General features: G+C 59.4%; 17 protein-coding genes. 6 read left to right on the forward strand and 11 right to left on the reverse strand.

The features are described from left to right. Nucleotides 1–59: 59 nt before the first annotated feature. From QQL78_RS08950 to QQL78_RS08980, 7 genes are all read right to left on the reverse strand, one after another. Nucleotides 60–863, reverse strand: coding sequence for a crotonase/enoyl-CoA hydratase family protein (locus QQL78_RS08950; protein WP_284372645.1), 804 nt, complete (start codon nt 861–863; stop codon nt 60–62). A gap of 3 nt (nt 864–866) precedes the next feature. Then, a complete protein-coding gene (locus QQL78_RS08955) occupies nt 867–1,721 on the reverse strand; it encodes a hydroxymethylglutaryl-CoA lyase (protein WP_284375518.1) in 855 nt (284 codons plus the stop codon). A gap of 49 nt (nt 1,722–1,770) precedes the next feature. Then, nucleotides 1,771–2,436 (reverse strand): glutathione S-transferase family protein, encoded by a 666-nt coding sequence (locus tag QQL78_RS08960; protein WP_284372647.1) that lies wholly within the window; start codon nt 2,434–2,436, stop codon nt 1,771–1,773. Then, a complete protein-coding gene (locus tag QQL78_RS08965) occupies nt 2,433–4,379 on the reverse strand; it encodes an acetyl/propionyl/methylcrotonyl-CoA carboxylase subunit alpha (RefSeq protein ID WP_284372649.1) in 1,947 nt (648 codons plus the stop codon). Before QQL78_RS08965 ends, QQL78_RS08960 begins: the two co-directional genes overlap by 4 nt. Nucleotides 4,380–4,480: 101 nt before the next feature. Next, nucleotides 4,481–6,085 carry a carboxyl transferase domain-containing protein gene (locus QQL78_RS08970; RefSeq protein WP_284372651.1) on the reverse strand — a complete coding sequence of 535 codons (1,605 nt, stop codon included), beginning with the start codon at nt 6,083–6,085 and terminating at the stop codon, nt 4,481–4,483. Then, the gene (locus QQL78_RS08975) at nt 6,082–7,611 is read right to left on the reverse strand and encodes an AMP-binding protein (protein WP_284372653.1); all 1,530 of its coding nucleotides are present in this window, start codon (nt 7,609–7,611) and stop codon (nt 6,082–6,084) included. Before QQL78_RS08975 ends, QQL78_RS08970 begins: the two co-directional genes overlap by 4 nt. A gap of 6 nt (nt 7,612–7,617) precedes the next feature. Then, nucleotides 7,618–8,781: an isovaleryl-CoA dehydrogenase gene (locus QQL78_RS08980; RefSeq protein ID WP_284372655.1), complete on the reverse strand. Its 1,164-nt coding sequence runs from the start codon at nt 8,779–8,781 to the stop codon at nt 7,618–7,620. 183 nt (nt 8,782–8,964) lie between these two features. Between QQL78_RS08980 and QQL78_RS08985 the strand changes: the two genes are divergently transcribed. After that, nucleotides 8,965–9,441: a pyridoxamine 5'-phosphate oxidase family protein gene (locus tag QQL78_RS08985; protein WP_284372657.1), complete on the forward strand. Its 477-nt coding sequence runs from the start codon at nt 8,965–8,967 to the stop codon at nt 9,439–9,441. 76 nt (nt 9,442–9,517) lie between these two features. Here QQL78_RS08985 and QQL78_RS08990 read toward each other — a convergent pair whose 3' ends face one another. Further along, nucleotides 9,518–10,711, reverse strand: coding sequence for a DegT/DnrJ/EryC1/StrS family aminotransferase (locus QQL78_RS08990; protein WP_284372659.1), 1,194 nt, complete (start codon nt 10,709–10,711; stop codon nt 9,518–9,520). Next, a complete protein-coding gene (locus QQL78_RS08995) occupies nt 10,708–11,382 on the reverse strand; it encodes an HAD-IA family hydrolase (protein ID WP_284372661.1) in 675 nt (224 codons plus the stop codon). The genes QQL78_RS08990 and QQL78_RS08995 overlap by 4 nt, the downstream gene beginning before the upstream one ends. A 128-nt stretch (nt 11,383–11,510) precedes the next feature. Here QQL78_RS08995 and glmU point away from each other — a divergent pair, with 128 nt between their 5' ends. From glmU to QQL78_RS09015, 4 genes are read left to right on the forward strand one after another with little or no spacing between them, the layout of a single operon-like run. Then, the gene (gene glmU, locus QQL78_RS09000; protein WP_284372662.1) at nt 11,511–12,863 is read left to right on the forward strand and encodes a bifunctional UDP-N-acetylglucosamine diphosphorylase/glucosamine-1-phosphate N-acetyltransferase GlmU; all 1,353 of its coding nucleotides are present in this window, start codon (nt 11,511–11,513) and stop codon (nt 12,861–12,863) included. Between the two features lie 2 nt (nt 12,864–12,865). Next, on the forward strand, nt 12,866–14,686 hold the full coding sequence (gene glmS / locus QQL78_RS09005; protein ID WP_284372664.1) for a glutamine--fructose-6-phosphate transaminase (isomerizing): 1,821 nt from the start codon (nt 12,866–12,868) through the stop codon (nt 14,684–14,686). Then, complete coding sequence (locus tag QQL78_RS09010) at nt 14,686–15,240, forward strand: pyridoxamine 5'-phosphate oxidase family protein (protein WP_284372667.1); 555 nt, start codon at nt 14,686–14,688, stop codon at nt 15,238–15,240. The genes glmS and QQL78_RS09010 overlap by 1 nt, the downstream gene beginning before the upstream one ends. Beyond that, nucleotides 15,233–15,919, forward strand: coding sequence for a DNA alkylation repair protein (locus tag QQL78_RS09015; protein ID WP_284372669.1), 687 nt, complete (start codon nt 15,233–15,235; stop codon nt 15,917–15,919). Before QQL78_RS09010 ends, QQL78_RS09015 begins: the two co-directional genes overlap by 8 nt. Nucleotide 15,920: 1 nt before the next feature. On the opposite strand, the gene QQL78_RS09020 is transcribed toward QQL78_RS09015, so the two are convergent. After that, a complete protein-coding gene (locus QQL78_RS09020; RefSeq protein WP_284372671.1) occupies nt 15,921–16,436 on the reverse strand; it encodes a hypothetical protein in 516 nt (171 codons plus the stop codon). 49 nt (nt 16,437–16,485) lie between these two features. Beyond that, nucleotides 16,486–16,614: a hypothetical protein gene (locus QQL78_RS09025; protein WP_284372673.1), complete on the reverse strand. Its 129-nt coding sequence runs from the start codon at nt 16,612–16,614 to the stop codon at nt 16,486–16,488. A gap of 111 nt (nt 16,615–16,725) precedes the next feature. Between QQL78_RS09025 and moaA the strand changes: the two genes are divergently transcribed. Next, on the forward strand, nt 16,726–17,733 hold the full coding sequence (moaA, locus tag QQL78_RS09030; protein WP_284372675.1) for a GTP 3',8-cyclase MoaA: 1,008 nt from the start codon (nt 16,726–16,728) through the stop codon (nt 17,731–17,733). The last annotated feature ends 3 nt before the right edge of the window (nt 17,734–17,736 follow it).

A 17,736-nucleotide genomic window follows, 5' to 3' on the forward strand; every position in this document is an offset into this window, starting at 1 on the left:
GGAACCTTTGACTTCCCGCAGGGTTTGGTGAGCCCAATTTTTCGCGAAGTGCATATGCATCAATGCCCCGAACAATCACATCGAACCATCCAAGCCGCCTTGCGTTTGTCAAAGAACGCGCCGATGCCCTCGGCAGCCTCTTCTGTCTCCCAACGGGCTGACAAGGCGGCAATCGACATCGCCACAGCTTCGTCCGTCGCTGCACCACCCAGATCAAGCGCCAGCGCCTTGGCCGCCGCGACCGCCCCCGGTGCGCAGCTTAGATAGGGTACAACTTCGGCCTCGACTGCGGCGTCCAGATCTTCGGCGGGCACTGCTTTCGCCAACAGGCCCAGTTCAACCGCTTCCGCCGCCCCGAACAGCCGCCCCGACATAAAGACACGCCGCGCCCGCCCCTCGCCCATCCGTGCAATTACATAAGGTCCGATGGTCGCCGGGATGATCCCCAGCCGCGTCTCGGTCAGCCCCATTTTGAGGCTCTCCACCCCCACCGCCACATCACAGACACTGGCCATGCCGACACCGCCGCCAAAGGCATTGCCCTGCACCCGACCGATCAACGGTTTCGGCAGCCGGTTCAATGCGCCCAGCATCGTGGCGAGCTTGCCCGCTTCCGCGGCGCGCGTTGCGCTGTCCATGTCGCGCTGATCCCGCATCCAACCCAGATCACCCCCAGCACAGAAGGATTTCCCCGCGCCGGTCAGTACGACAACCCGCACCGCATCATCCGCGCCCAGCTCAGCCGCCGCCAGCGTCAGCTCTGCCAGCATCTGCGCCGACATGGCGTTATGCTTGTCTTCTCGCGCCAGTGTCAGGGTCGCCACACCCCGTGCATCAATCTCGATCGTTATTGTCTCAAACATCTCTCAGCCCCGCATCGCCTGTGCCAATCCGGCGGCCTGTTCCAGAACGTCCTGATCCAAACCCGTTTCATATCCAAGCGCTGTCAAATGCGCGTTCACCGCCTCTGTGGCGACGTTACCGCTGGCACCGGGCGCATAGGGGCATCCACCCAAGCCACCGACAGCCGCATCAAACACCCGCACCCCCAAAGACAGGGAGGCATCAATATTGGCCATCGCACGGCCCTGCGTGTCATGATAATGCCCTGCCAGACGGCCCACAGGCACCACATCCCGCACCGCCAGCAACATACGGGCAATGCTGTCGGGTGTGCCCGCGCCTATCGTGTCGCCCAGCGAAATCTCGTAACAGCCCATGGCAAACAGCTTATCCGCCACCTCTGCCACTGCCGCCGGGGCCACCGCCCCGTCATAGGGGCATTCCACCACACAGGAAACATAACCCCGCACCGGAATATCGCGGTGGCGCGCATCTTCCAAAATCGGCGCAAAGCGCGCCAGACTCTCGGCAACGCTGGCGTTGATGTTCTTTTGCGAAAACCCTTCCGAGGCAGATCCAAAAACCGCCACCTCATCCACGCCAGCCGCCAAAGCATCCTCAAACCCGCGCATGTTGGGCGTCAACGCAGCATAACGCACCCCGTCCTTGCGCCGGATCGCGGCCATTACCTCCCCGGAACCAGCCATCTGTGGCACCCATTTGGGGGATACAAAACTGGCACATTCAATCCGCCGAAACCCCGCGTCGGTCAACCGGTCCACCAAGGCAACCTTATCCGCCACGGCAATTTCGCCGGCCTCATTCTGCAAACCGTCGCGCGGTCCGACCTCGAAAATCTCGCATGGTCCCAAAGACATAATGCCCCCCAACTTCATCTTGCCCATAAACTCAATTGCAACAGCCGCTTCAAACGACTGGCCAGGGTTCATAGAAATCCTGCGTATAAATCCCGTCCCCTTGCGGCAAGGATTGCTGAAACCCCGGCCGTTCGGAAATACGCTCATACCATTCCGCCACCGCGGGATGTCGGTCCAGCTTGACGAAATAGCGCGACATGTAAACCGCCTGCCCCACAGAAATATCCGCCGCCGAAAAACCACTTGTCAGCAAATAGTCGCGATTCTCCACCGGCGTACTCAACCGCGCCTCAATGGCATCGTAACATTTGCCGATCCGCGCCGCCTCCAGTTTCATCACAATCGGCGAACGCATACTGTCTTCGCGCAGCGCCACATGCTGCTGGGTTAGCGCCGCCGTGTGCTGGCTCAGGGTTTCAGCAAAATGCACCCAGACCAACCAGGCCATCCGGTCCATGCTGTCTTTTGAACGTCCCATCCGGTCCGGCGAAAACCGCTCGCACAGATATTGTGTGATTGCACCGGTTTCGAACATCCGCTCCCCGTCGATCTCCAACGCCGGCACCCGGCCTGCCGGCGACAGGCTCAGGTATTCCGGTTCGCGCAAGGACTGATCAAATGCGTGAAACCTGACCTGAAATTCCACCTCCAGCTCATTCAGCAGCCAAAGCGTGCGCATCGAACGGGTCTGCGGACAATGGTGCAAGGTGATCATGCCGCCACCTCCGCCTCTGCTTCCAGCCGGACCAGCGCAGCACCGGCTTCCACCTGATCACCGACAACCGCCAGAACCTCAGCCACGACACCGTCCCGCGCCGCCAACAAGGAATGCTCCATCTTCATCGCTTCCAGCACAGCCAACCGGTCCCCCTTGCTGACAACCTGTCCGACCTTGGCATCCACTGCCCGGACCAGCCCCGGCATAGGCGCTTCAATCAGGTTGCCATCGCCCTGCGCCCCAGAGGCACGGTCCAACGGATCAACCACCTCAAAGGCCATGCCATAGCCATCAAAGACCGTAACTACCCCAGCCGCCAGCACCACATCTGCGGCCTGTTGCCCGCCGAGGGTCCAGCCCTGCCCACGCCGCGTGGCACGCACCTCGACATCATCCACGTTCCAGATCTGCAAATCCGGCCCCAGAACCCGCACTTTCAGGGCATGGATTTCCTCGCCGCGCGCTAATGTCACCGCCCGGCGCAGGGGCCGCCACAGGGTAAATCCGGTTTCCGCCTTCCCGTCCAACAAGCCCAAAGCCGCCATGCCTGCCAAGGCCACATGCCGCGCCTCGACCGCAGGAACTTGGGTCAAACTGTTGATGTCGCGGGCAATCAGGCCGGTGTCGACATCCCCTTTGCCAAAACCGACATGACCCGCAAGCGCCCCTAAAAACGCCAGATTTGTCACCGTACCACCAACCTGACAGCCGCTCAGGGCCGCACGCAACTTGGCCAGCGCGATATCCCGCGTCGCCCCGTGTACAATCACCTTGGCGATCATCGGGTCATAAAACGGGCTGATTGTATCCCCCGCACGCACGCCTGAATCCGCCCGCGTCTGTGGCGTGAACTGCAAATGCGTCAATGTCCCCGTCGCCGGCAAAAAGCCCGCCGGCACGTCCTCGGCATAGAGCCGCGCCTCAAAGGCATGGCCGTCAATCTTCAATTCCTCCTGCGCCTTTGGCAAAGCTTCCCCCGCCGCCACGCGCAGCTGCCATTCCACCAGATCAACACCGGTAATCATCTCTGTCACCGGATGCTCAACCTGAAGGCGGGTGTTCATCTCCATGAAAAAAAATCCGTCCGACGATAAACCGTCCGATCCATCAACGATGAATTCAACCGTGCCCGCCCCAGCATAACCAATCGCCTCGGCAGCCTTTACCGCGGCGTCGCCCATCGCAGCACGCATTTCCTGCGTCATTCCTGGGGCCGGCGCTTCCTCAATCACCTTCTGATGACGCCGCTGCAGGGAACAGTCACGTTCAAACAAATGCACCGCCTTGGTGCCATCGCCAAACACCTGCACCTCGATATGGCGCGGCTTGGCGACAAACTTCTCGACCAGAACATCCGTATTGCCAAAAGCCGTCTTTGCTTCTGACCTCGCCGACTCTAGTGCCGCCTGAAAGCCGCCAGCCGCCTCGACCAGCCGCATGCCCTTACCGCCGCCACCGGCCACCGCCTTGATCAACACCGGATACCCGATCTTGGCCGCTTCCTCTGCCAGCAATCCATCATCTTGATCCGCCCCGTGATACCCAGGCACCACCGGCACGCCAGCCTCAATCATCAGGGCCTTGGCTGCGTCCTTCAAACCCATGGCGCGGATCGCCGATGCCGAGGGGCCGATAAACACCAGACCGGCCTTTTCCACCGCCTCGACAAAATCGGGGTTCTCGGACAAAAACCCATACCCCGGATGGATCGCCTGCGCGCCACAGTCCAGCGCCGCCTGAATAATCACATCGCCGCGCAGGTAACTCTCTGCCGGGGCTGATCCGCCGATATGGACCGCCATATCCGCCATCGCCACATGTTTGGCCTGCGCATCCGCGTCCGAATAAACCGCCACACAGCGCACCCCCAGACTCTGCGCCGTCTCCATCACCCGACAGGCAATCTCGCCCCGGTTCGCAATCAGGATTGTATCAAACATGGACACCCAAACCTCTCATCTCTCAATTTCATCTTGCCCTTAAGCTCCGGAGGTCCGGAGGCAGAGCCTCCGAAATGTCCTGCCGGAACACCCAAGCACCATCACATGCGGAACACGCCGAACTTCGTCTCTTCAATCGGTGCATTCAAAGACGCAGACAGGCTCAGCGCCAAGACATCCCGCGACTTGCGCGGATCAATGATCCCGTCATCCCACAACCGCGCAGAGGCATAAAGCGGATGGCTCTGTTCCTCGAACATATCAATTGTCGGCTGTTTGAACTTGGCCTCTTCCTCGGCGGACCATGTCTCGCCTGCCCGCTCGATCGCATCGCGTTTCACCGTCGCCAGAACACCCGCCGCCTGCGGCCCGCCCATCACCGAAATCCGGCTGTTGGGCCATGTCCACAGGAACCTTGGCCGATAGGCCCGCCCCGCCATGCCATAGTTGCCAGCACCGAAGGAACCCCCAACAAGCATGGTAATCTTGGGTACATTGGTGCTCGCCACTGCCGTCACCATCTTGGCCCCATGCCGCGCAATGCCTTCGTTCTCGTATTTGCGACCGACCATAAAGCCAGTGATATTCTGCAGGAACACCAATGGAATATTGCGCTGTGAACACAGTTCCACAAAATGCGCGCCTTTCTGCGCCGCCTCGGAAAACAACACGCCGTTGTTGCCGATGATCCCAACAGGGCAGCCTTTGACATGGGCAAATCCGGTCACCAAGGTCTCGCCAAAACGGGCCTTGAACTCGTCGAACCGCGAGCCATCCACCAGCCGCGCAATCACTTCGCGGATGTCATAAGGGGTGCGCAGATCTGCCGGCACCACACCCAGCAATTCGGACGGGTCATAGGCCGGTTCTTCGGAAGCCTGCCATTGCACCGTTGCGGGTTTGGCGCGGTTCAACTGCCCCACGGCCCGGCGGGCCAAGGCCAACGCATGGGCGTCATCCTCAGCCAGATAATCCGCCACCCCGGACAGACGGGTGTGCACATCCCCGCCACCCAGATCCTCGGCCGATACAACCTCCCCCGTCGCCGCTTTGACCAGCGGGGGGCCTGCTAGGAAAATCGTGCCCTGCTCTTTGACAATAATCGTCACATCCGACATCGCAGGCACGTAAGCCCCGCCCGCTGTGCAAGACCCCATCACAACCGCAATCTGCGCAATGCCCTTGGCCGACATCCGCGCCTGATTATAGAAAATCGCGCCAAAGTGGTCGCGGTCAGGAAAGACCTCATCCTGCTGCGGCAGGTTCGCACCACCGGAATCCACCAGATAGACGCAGGGCAAATGGTTCGCTTCGGCAATCTCCTGCGCGCGCAGGTGCTTTTTCACGGTCATCGGAAAATAGGTGCCGCCCTTTACGGTTGCATCATTGCACACCACCATCACTTCCTGACCCTGCACCTGACCGATGCCTGCAATCACCCCTGCACAGGGGGCCGCATTGTCATAAAGCCCATGGGCCGCGGTTGCCCCGATCTCCAGAAACGGGCTTCCGGGATCCAGCAGGTTCGCAACCCTTTCGCGCGGCAACATCTTGCCCCGGCTTTCATGGCGGGCACGGGATTTCTCACCGCCGCCCAGAGCTGCCGCTTCGGCGGCCTGATGAACCACGTCAAGCGCCTCCAGATGGGCCGCTTCATTGGCCTTATAGGCTTCGGAAGACGGCAATGCCTGTGATGCTAGTTTCATGTCTGTCCCTCAACTTCCCGCGCTGCACGCGCCTTCAATTCCCGCCGGATCACCTTGCCTGTCACCGTCATCGGCAGGGCATCCAGAAATTCGATTTCCCTTGGATAAGAATAGCTTGCCAGCCGCTCCTTAACCCATGCCTGAAGCATCTCGGCAGTGACTTCCGCCCCCACCTTGCGCACCACATAGGCTTTCACAACTTCGGTACGCAACGCATCAGGTTTGCCCACAACCCCGCAGGTGGCAACCTGCGGATGTGTCAGCAGGCAGTCCTCGATCTCTGCCGGTCCAATCCGGTAACCTGCCGAGGTGATCACATCATCCTCGCGCCCGACAAAGCGCAGAAAGTCACCTTCCCAGATGCCACGATCGCCGGTTAGCATCCAGTTGCCGCGATACTTCTGCGCCGTCTCATCCGGTCGCTGCCAATACTCCAACATCATCGAGGCGGAACCACGCCGCACGGCAATATCCCCCTCACCGTCGCTTTCCTGCCCCTGCGCGTCAAGCACCGCCAGCTGATGCCCCGTGACCGCCTTGCCAATCGCACCCGGCATTGCCTTGAACGCCGCACCGCATGAGGAGGCGATCATATTGCATTCGGTCTGCCCGTAGAACTCATTGATCTCCAACCCAAAGGCCCGCCGCCCCCAGGCCAGCATTTCAGCGCCCAAAGGTTCACCGCCGCTGGCAACGGAGCGCAGCCCAGCCACGGACACATCCGCAGCCTTTAGCATCCGCAAGGCCGTGGGCGGGAAAAACACATTGCGTACGCCGCCACGTTTGATCACGTCACAACAGCCCTCGGGCGTGAATTTCGCCATGCGCGCGGCCACCACAGGCACGCCCAAGGCCAAGCCGGGCATCGCCACATCAAACAGCCCGCCGATCCATGCCCAATCCGCCGGGGTCCACAGGCAATCCTCCGGCTGTCCCAGAAAATCATGGCTCATTGCGACGCCGGGCAGATGGCCGGTCAGCATCCGGTGGCCGTGCAGCGCGCCCTTGGGGCTGCCGGTGGTGCCAGAGGTATAGATCAGCACCGCCGGGTCATCAGGACCAGTGTCGGCAAATGGCACATCCGAACCGCCCACTCCCACCTGATCCGCAATCCACGCCTCGGCCAGATCACCCAGCAGCGCGGTGCCCTCCACATCGGTAAGAACCACCTCACATCCGGCGTCCGTCACCCGCGATGACAGCGCGTCGCGCTTGAAGAGCTTGAACAAAGGCACTGAAATCGCACCGATTTTCCAGATTGCCAAATGGGCCGCCGCGCACCATGGGGATTGCGACAGCAAAACCCCGACGCGATCCCCCGCCTGTACTTTCGCCAGCAATGCGCGCGCCAAACCATCGGTCATTGCTGCAAGCGCTGCGAAACTGACATCGCGCCTGCCCTCACCCGTCAGATCGATGATCGCCGTCTGGGACGAAGGGCCCGCCAAACACTGCGCGGCCATGTTCAACCGCGCAGGTATATCCCACGCCCCGTCGTCCAACACCCCCGGCAAAGATTGCGACATGTCCGGTTAGCCCATCGAGGCCATCATTTCGCGGCCCACCAACATGCGCCTGATCTCTGACGTACCCGCACCGATCTCCATCAGCTTGGCATCACGGAAAATCCGGCCCACTGGGTTGTCGGACAGATAACCAGCACCGCCCATTGCCTGAACCGCCTGATGCGCCTGCACCATCGCCTGCTCCGAGGCATAAAGACAGCAGGCCGCCGCATCCTGACGGGTCACATCACCACGATCACAGGCCTTGGCGACCTCGTAAACATAGGCCCGGGCCGAGTTCATTGCCGTGTACATATCGGCCATCTTGCCCTGCATCAGTTGGAAATTTCCAATCGGCTGGCCGAACTGCTTGCGCTCGGCCATATAAGGCATGATCTCGTCCAGACAGTTAGCCATGATGCCAAGGCCAATACCGGCCAGTACAACCCGTTCGTAATCCAGACCCGACATCAGCACGGCAACGCCGCGCCCCTCTTCGCCCAGCACGTTTTCAAACGGCACTTCGACATCATCAAAGATCAGCTCGGCAGTGTTGGACCCGCGCATGCCCAGCTTGTCGAAATGCGGGCTCGTGGTGAACCCCTTCATATCCTTGTCGATCAGAAACGCAGTGATCCCCTTGGACCCCGCATCAGGATCGGTCTTGGCATAGACCACCAGAGTTTGCGCATCCGGCCCATTGGTGATCCAGTATTTATTGCCGCTCAAGCGATAGTGATCATTGCGCTTTTCCGCCCGCAGTTTCATCGACACCACGTCACTGCCCGCCGAAGGCTCCGACATCGCCAGCGCCCCCACATGTTCACCGGAACAGAGTTTGGGCAGATATTGCGCACGTTGCTCATCCGTGCCGTTCAGCTTGATCTGGTTCACACAGAGGTTGGAATGCGCCCCATAGGACAGGGAGACAGAAGCAGAGGCCCGGGCAATTTCCTCGACCGCAACCGTATGCGCCAGATAGCTCATGCCGGACCCGCCGAATTCCTCTGGCACCGTCATGCCCAACAGGCCCAGTTCACCCATCTCGGTCCAAAGCTCTGGCGGGAACTCGTTTTTCTGGTCGATCTCCGCCGCCATCGGCTTGACCCGCTCCTGCGCCCAGCGGTGCACCATCTCGCGCATGGCATCGACGTCTTCACCCAGATTGAATTTCATGCTTGCGGTGAACATGGCTCTCTCCCCAAAAACCGAATTAATGAACACTTGTTCATATCTTTACCCCCGCCCCGCGCACCCGTCAACCTTGGCGACCGGTGACGGAAAGAAATTTGCCATTTCGCGGATCAACATGGAACCGCAGGGCCCTCTTCCTGTTGGGACAGTGAACGCAGATGATACAAAGGTACACGCATCATGACTGATCACATCAAAAAAGAATTTCTCGACCGTCTGGAAGACACCCGCGCTGGCATGTTGTCCGCCGGTTCTGCCCGCGCCGTGCCGATGAGCCACTATTTCGACGACGATGATCCAAGCACGACGCTTTGGTTCATCACAGCCAAACAAACCGACCTGTCCAAAGCCGCAGGTGCCGGTACAGCAGGCACATTCATCGTCAGCAGCACGGATGAATCCCTGCACGCCCGCATCGACGGCACGCTGAGTGTGTCAAATGACACGGCCAAGCTGGACGATATCTGGAACAAGGTTGCAGAAGCATGGTTTGAAGGTGGCAAACAAGACCCCGACATTCAGCTGCTGCGTTTCGACCCCAAGGAAGCCGAAGTCTGGATCACCGGCGGTAGCGTCAAGTTTCTCTATGAGATCGCCAAGGCACATTTGACTGAAAGCAAACCCGATATGGGAGAGCATGCGGTCATTACGTTCTGAAGCATCTGACAGCGCCCCGTGGAGGGGCACAGCCAAATGTCCCCCAAAGCCCCCGACCAATTGTCGGGGGCATGCTTTAGCTGCCTTGATACACCGCACTGACCTCTGCCTTGATGATCCGCGCGATCAGTGCGCAATCCTCCAGCGAAAAGGTCAGCGGCACCCGCATATCCACAATCCCCGCCAAGACAACATCACTTTTCGGCATGGCAGGCGCGTCGACATAACGCCAACTGTCATAGCGGCTGGTGAACCCCACAGGCTCTGCCCCGCCGAACCATTTCAACTCTACCCCGCGTTTCAGGCAACGGGCCAGCACCGCTTCAACATTTGTCGCAGACCAGCCTTGCAGCAGAAACTGTATCGACGATCCCATGATGACCTCGTCAGCAGGCCGTTCGATAACAGTCAATCCAGGTGTGTCCCTCAGTCCCGTTTCAATTGCGAAATAGCGTTCGTTCCAGCGCACGCGCTGCGCATCCAGTTTGCGCAATTGTGGCCGCAGGATCGCCGCCCGCAGATTGTCCATCCGGCCAGAGATATTTGGTGTTTCATAGCGGATTTGGGCGTAAGCCTCTGCAGGTGGCCCCGCCAGATGTTTCTCATACATCATATAGGACCCCGAAAGGATCACCGCCCGCGCGGCAACTTCAGGATCATCGGTGACAAACAATCCGCCCTCACCCGAATTTACATGTTTATAAGTCTGGCAGGAATAACAGCCCACCTTGCCCTGTGTCCCCGAGGGGACACCCCTCCAGGACGCCCCCATCGTATGGGCGCAATCCTCGATCACAATCACACCTGCGTCATCACAAAGCGCCATCAACGCTTCCATATCCGCCAGATGCCCGCGCATATGGCTGAGCAACAGCACATCAGCCTGCCCCGCCTGGGCCGCCAGATCATCAAGGTCGATCACCAGTTGATCCGTCACCCCGACAAACACCGGAACGCCCCCCACCGCGGCAATTGCGCCCGGCACCGGGGCCAAAGTGAAAGCATTGGTCAGCACCTTATCGCCCGGTTTCACACCAACCGCCCGCAAGGCTGTTGCCATCGCATATCCGCCCGACGCCACAGCCAGACAATATTTCGCCCCGACCTGCGCGGCGAACTCCTGTTCCAGCAATGCGGTCTGGGACAACTCTCCCTCTGCCGTATTGTAGCGGTGCAACCGCCCAGAGCGCATCACATCAACCGCCGCTTCAATGCCGTCTTCGGGGATGGGTTCCTGCTGGGTGAAGCTGCCTTTGAAAACTTCGCTCATGCAGCGGTTCCGATCAAATCTGCTACGATCCTGTCCAGGTCATCGAAATGGTCCAGCAACGCCTCGGGTTCTAACGCCGACATATCACCCCCCGCGGGACCGAAAGTGACCAACACACAAGGCACACCTGCCGCCTGCGCCGTGTTGCGGTCGGTATCGGAATCGCCGATCAATATACATTGCGCCGGATCGCCCCCCGCCCGCCGCGCGGTTTCAAACAGATGTTCAGGATCCGGTTTGCGCACCGCCAGCGTATCTGCGCCCAACATGGCGTCAAAGGCATCCCGCACCCCAAGTCGCGTCAGCAGGGTATCAGCCAGACCTTCAGGCTTGTTGGTACAGATCGCCACGCGATACCCCGCGCCCTTTAGCCGCGCAACCGCCGCCATCGCGCCGTCGTAAAGCACAGTATGCCTGTCGATGTCGCGGGCGTAAGCGGCCAACAACTTGGGGTAGTAGGCATCAATTGTCTCCTCATCCCCCGCCCGGTCCAGCCTCTCCATCCCCAGACGCAACATTGCCCGCCCGCCGCGCAATGCAGTGCCCGCATCCCGAGAGGCATCCAGCAGATCACCCGCGCCCATCTCGCGAAAACACATATTGGCCGCCGCGATCAAATCCCCGCTGGTATCGGCCAAAGTCCCGTCCAGATCGAATACAACTGTCTTCACAAAAACACTCCCATGGGCGAAACCCCGCCCGCCGTTATTGCAATACGCAACCTTGTTTGATGGGTGGCAGACTTGCACCGGACTGCCAACCGCGTAAAGAGGGGGAAAATTGCAGAAATGAGTAGAAGATGAAAACTGCCCTGATCGTACTTGCCGCTGGCAAAGGCACACGGATGAATTCCGACCTGCCCAAGGTTCTGCACCCGATTGCAGGAGAACCGATGCTGATCCACGCGCTTGAGGCGGGCGCGATGCTTGCGCCGGAACGCGCGGTAGTGGTCGCCGGTCACGGGGTTGAACAGGTACGTACCGCAGCACTTGCCCATGATGCTACACTCAAGGTTGTTGAGCAGACAGAGCAACTGGGCACCGCCCATGCCGTCGCGCAAGCCCGCGACGCCCTTGCCGGCTTTGATGGCATGGCGCTGGTTCTTTACGGGGATACACCTTTTATCCGCCCCGAAACGCTTGAGGAAATGCAGGCGGCCCTCGCCCAGAACGACGTTGTTGTGCTGGGGTTCGAGGCGGCGGACCCGGCGCGCTACGGCCGGCTGGTCATGGATGGTCAGCAGCTGGACCGAATTGTCGAGTTCAAAGATGCCTCTGATGACGAGCGTATGATTACCCTGTGCAACTCGGGGGTTGTGGCCTGTAAGGCTGATCTGCTTTTTGATCTGATCGACGCGGTGGATAACAAAAACGCCTCTGAGGAATATTACCTCACCGATATCGTCGGGCTGGCCCGTGGTCGCGACCTCTCCGCCACAGCGGTAACCTGCGCGGAATGGGAAACTGTCGGCATTAACTCGCGCGCTGAACTGGCCCGCGCCGAAGGGGATTTCCAGACCCGCGCACGCGCCGCGCTGCTGGAGGACGGGGTGACCCTGACTGCACCCGAAACGGTCTTCCTGGCCCGCGACACGGTGATTGGCCGCGACACATTGGTGGAACCCAATGTGGTCTTCGGCCCCGGTGTAACCATTGAATCCAGCACCACAATCCGCGCTTTTTCACATCTTGAAGGGTGTCATGTCTCGCGCGGGTCAGTGATTGGCCCCTACGCCCGCCTGCGTCCCGGTGCGGAACTGGCAGAACACGTTAAGGTCGGCAATTTTGTTGAAATCAAGAACGCCCAGATCGCTGAAGGGGCCAAGGTAAACCACCTGAGCTATATCGGCGATGCCACCATCGGCGCAGCGGCAAACATCGGTGCAGGCACCATTACCTGTAACTATGACGGGGTGATGAAGCATCACACCCATGTCGGGGCCAATGCCTTCATCGGCTCCAATACCATGCTGGTCGCTCCCGTATCCATCGGCGCGCATGCCATGACCGGCAGCGGTTCCGTGATCACCTCGGACGTGGAGCCAGACGCGCTTGCATTGGCCCGTGCCCCCCAGGTTGAAAAACCCGGCATGGCACGTAAATTGTTCGAAATCTTAAAGGCCAAGAAAGCCAAACAGCAGAGAGGCAGCTAAAAATGTGTGGTATTGTTGGTGTATTGGGAAATCATGAAGTTGCCCCAATCTTGGTCGAGGCCCTGAAACGGCTGGAATATCGCGGCTATGACAGCGCCGGTATTGCCACTGTGGACAACAGCAAACTGGACCGCCGCCGTGCGGTGGGAAAGCTGGTGAACCTTTCCGATCTTCTGGTGCATGAACCGCTGGCGGGTAAATCCGGCATCGGCCATACCCGCTGGGCCACACATGGTGCGCCGAATGTCACCAACGCCCACCCGCATCAGGCGGGCAAAGTTGCTGTTGTTCACAATGGCATCATCGAGAATTTCCGCGAATTGCGCAGCGAGCTGGCGGATGCAGGCGTCAAGTTTGTCACCGAAACCGACACGGAAACGGTTGCCCTGTTGACCTACCACCATATGAACGCCGGGATGTCCCCTGTGGACGCCGCGAAAAAGACCCTGTCGCGGCTGGAGGGTGCCTTTGCACTTGCCTTCCTGTTTGACGGACATGACGACCTGATGATTGCCGCGCGCAAGGGATCCCCGCTTGCCATCGGATATGGCACCGGTGAAATGTTCGTCGGCAGTGACGCGATTGCCCTATCCCCGATGACCGACCGCATTTCCTATCTGGAGGAGGGCGACATTGCTGTCATCACCCGCAGCTCGGTTGAAATTACCGACGTCAATGGCAGCCTTGCCAATCGGGCGATCAAGCAGATTCAGATCGACGCCACGCGGATCGACAAGGCAGGCCATAAACACTTCATGGCCAAGGAAATCGCCGAACAGCCCGGTGTGATTGGTCAGGCGCTGTCGCACTACATGTCTGATACCGGCGAGATCCTGCTGCCCGGTGAGGGCGTAGACTTCACCCAGATCGACCGCATCACCATGGTCGCCTGCGGCACCGCCGCTTATGCCTGTCTCACTGCGAAATACTGGTTCGAACAGATCGCCCGCATCCCTGTCGAGGTCGATGTCGCTTCTGAGTTCCGCTACCGCGAACCGCCCATCCCTGGTCGCACCTTGGCACTGTTCGTCAGCCAGTCCGGCGAAACCGCTGATACGCTGGCCGCGTTGCGCTATTGCGAAGGCAAGGCGCAAACCATCCTGTCGGTTGTGAACGTGCCGGAATCCTCCATCGCGCGGGAAAGTGATCTGACCCTGCCGATCTACGCAGGTGTCGAGGTTGGTGTCGCCTCAACCAAGGCCTTTACCTGTCAGCTGACCGTCCTCTTTATGCTGGCGCTCAAAGCGGCGCAGCAGCGTGGTGCGCTGAGTGACGAGGCTTTTGCCGACCATGTCAGCGCTCTGCGTGGCCTGCCATCAGTCATCAATGCCGCACTTGAGAAAAACGGCGAAATCCGCGATGCGGCACAAAAGCTGTCCCATGCGCAGGACGTGTTGTTCCTGGGTCGGGGACGGATGTTCCCGATGGCTCATGAAGCAGCGTTAAAACTAAAAGAAATCAGCTATATACATGCCGAAGCTTATGCATCAGGTGAGCTGAAGCACGGCCCCATTGCGCTGATCGATGAAAACATGCCCGTGGTGGTGTTAGCCCCGTACGACACGCTGTTCGACAAGACTGTCAGCAACATGCAGGAAGTCATGGCGCGCAAGGGTAAGGTGATCCTGATCTCGGACAGCGAAGGACTGGCCGAGGCCAGCGAGGGCGTCTGGGCCACCATCGAAATGCCACGGATTTCCGAAGCTTTAGGTCCAATCCTCTATGCCATCCCGTCGCAGCTGCTGGCCTATCATACGGCTGTCGCCAAAGGGACCGATGTGGACCAGCCCCGTAACCTCGCCAAATCGGTAACGGTGGAGTAATGGCCAAGCAGTTTGACCAGATCACCGACGACCACCGCCGGTTCATCGACGCCCAGCATATTTTCTTTTGCGGCACAGCCGCAGATGAGGGGCGGGTCAATATCTCACCCAAGGGCATGGACAGCCTGCGCGTGATGGGTCCAAACCGGATCATCTGGCGTAACCTAAGCGGCTCTGGCAATGAGACAGCCGGCCATCTGTTGCGCATGAACCGGATGACATTGATGTGGTGTGGATTCGAAACCCGTCCGATGATCATGCGGGCCTATGGCCACGCAGAAACCCTGCACCCCCGCGATGCGGCTTTTGCAGCACTGAATGCCCAGTTTGAAACCGACGTTGGTGCGCGGCAGATTTACGATATGACTGTTGATCTGCTTCAGACCTCCTGTGGCTATGCGGTGCCCTTCTACGATCATCAGGGGCCACGGGACACGCTGAGGGCGCAGGCCGAAAAACATGGCGAAAAGGGCGTGGCCGAAAGATGGGCCCGCGACAATCAACGCACGATAGACGGTTTGCCGACACATATTCTGGATACGCCTGATGCATGAACCATACCTCGAACAACTGACCGCCCTTGCCGATCAAGCCCGTGCTGTTGAGATGCGCAAGTATCACAAGGTCGATCGCACCTATCTGGGTCTTTCCAACCCGCAGATTGATGCGCTGACCAAAGAGTGGCGGGCAGAGCTCGAGACCGACGCCCGTGTCGCCCTGTCGGATGCCCTGTGGCAGACCGATGTCTATGAAGCGCGGGTGGCCGCGGCGAAACTGCTGACGCAGGCCCGCATCCGGCCAGATGACACCGCAGCATGGGAGCTGATCGCGTCATGGACACCGGATTTCGACAGCTGGGCCATTGCGGATCACGCCTGTATGGCGGGGCAGAAACGTTTGGTGGCTGATCCTGCGCGACTGGATCACGTTGAAACATGGATCACCTCGGATCACATGTGGACACGGCGCGCTGCCTTCGTCAGCACCCTGCCTTGGACCAAACAGAACCACCCCAAACCCGCTGAAATCGAAGCCCGCGACCGGATCCTTGGCTGGGCTGCCACCCTGACCACTGATCACCGGTGGTTTATCCAAAAGGCCATCGGCTGGTGGCTGCGCGAATTGTCCAAACATGACGCGAACCGCACCACAGGGTTTATCGACGCCCATGGCGACAAGATGAAACCATTTGCGGTGAAGGAAGCCCTGCGGTTCCTGAAAAAGTCAGCCTGAGCTAGCCTTCCAAGGCAACCTGAACCTCAGTCAAATCCGTCAGGGATGCGCCGATCAGCCGCAATGCGGGCAGCGACATCCGGCTGCCTGCTGTGGACGGTCCATCCAGCGGCAATAGCGTCACCAAAGAGGATTTGCCATTGGCCGGATTGGTCACGCGCCCTTGGGCTTCATCCTTGACCAGCGGGGTTTTCATCCACAATCCCGGTTCCGTCGGACTGCCCAGCGACACAACCGTTTTGCCCAGGGTTTTGCTGGGGCTCTGTGCCGGTGCCACGGCAGCGGCGCGCTGTTCAGGTGTGGTTGTGTCCAAGGCTTCAACCGTGCGGGCCGCAGGCGGCGGCGGTGGTGCAGCGGTCGCAGGCGCAAGGGCGGCGGTTTCAACCTCCGCAGCAGTCGGAATGGTTTCCCCGGTCACCACATCTAACGGCGCAGGATCCTTACGCAGAAATCCCCCAACCGTCGAACAACCAGACAAAAGCGCCACAAGAACGCCGGAGACCACAAGTTGTTTCATTTCCTATCCGATCTCCTGCACCGGTTTATGCCCGTTTGAACCGCGACCTTCAGGTCGGCAATGCAATGCTTAACGGTATAATCTCTTGCTCCGGTTCTTCAACAGGTGCTTCAACTTCCGGCGGGGTACAGCCGGCCAGCAAGACGGCAAATGTGGTAATGATCATCAAGTGTTTCATATTTTAATCCATGTTTTTTGTAATCCCTCAAGCCTAGCTTTAGTACGCTGCCACTTCAATCATCCAAATGCCGCTTGCCCAGCCCCCGACAGGGCATTACCTATTAGCCCTATGAATGCACCTTTGATTGATCCCTTCGCCCGCGCCATCACCTATTTGCGCGTTTCGGTCACCGACCGTTGTGATTTCCGCTGTGTTTATTGCATGTCCGAAAACATGACCTTCCTGCCGAAAAAGGAACTTCTGACGCTGGAAGAGCTGGATGCCATGTGCAGCACTTTTGTCGGAATGGGCGTTGAGAAACTGCGCATCACCGGCGGCGAGCCTTTAGTGCGCAAGGGGATCATGACGTTTTTCAACGCCATGACCCGCCATTTGGAAAGCGGCGCGCTGAAAGAGCTGACACTGACCACAAATGGCAGCCAGCTGGAGCGCTTCGCCGATGATCTTTATGCCGCTGGTGTGCGCCGGGTGAACATCTCGCTTGATACCATCGACGAGGGCAAATTTGCCGAGATCACCCGCTGGGGCCGCCTGCCCCAGGTATTGCGCGGTGTGGATGCAGCGTTGAAAGCGGGGCTAAAGGTCAAGATCAACGCGGTTGCCCTGAAAGGGTTTAACGAGACCGAGCTGCCCGAAATCACCAAATGGTGCGCCGATCTGGGCATGGATCTGACATGGATCGAAGTTATGCCGATGGGCGATCTGGGCAATGAGGACCGGCTGGGGCAATATTGGTCGCTTGACGATGTGCGCGCGCGTTATTCGGATCATTACACCGTCACCGATCTGGCCGAACGCACAGGCGGCCCGGCGCGCTATGTGCGCCTTGAGGAGACCGGCCAGAAAATCGGCTTTATCACGCCCCTGTCCCATAATTTCTGCGAAAGCTGCAACCGGGTGCGCCTGACCTGCACTGGTGAGCTCTACATGTGTTTGGGGCAGGAAGATATGGCCGACCTGCGCGCACCGCTACGCGCAAGCCCAGATGACACCAGCGTGCTGGAGCACGCCATCCGCGACGCCATCAGCCACAAACCCAAAGGCCATGATTTCGACTATTCCCGCCAGCGGTTGGACGGCCAGATGCCGCGCCACATGAGCCATACCGGCGGCTGAACC

Origin of the sequence: Sulfitobacter pacificus, assembly GCF_030159975.1 — a bacterium.
GTDB classification, from domain to species: Bacteria; Pseudomonadota; Alphaproteobacteria; order Rhodobacterales; family Rhodobacteraceae; genus Sulfitobacter; species Sulfitobacter pacificus.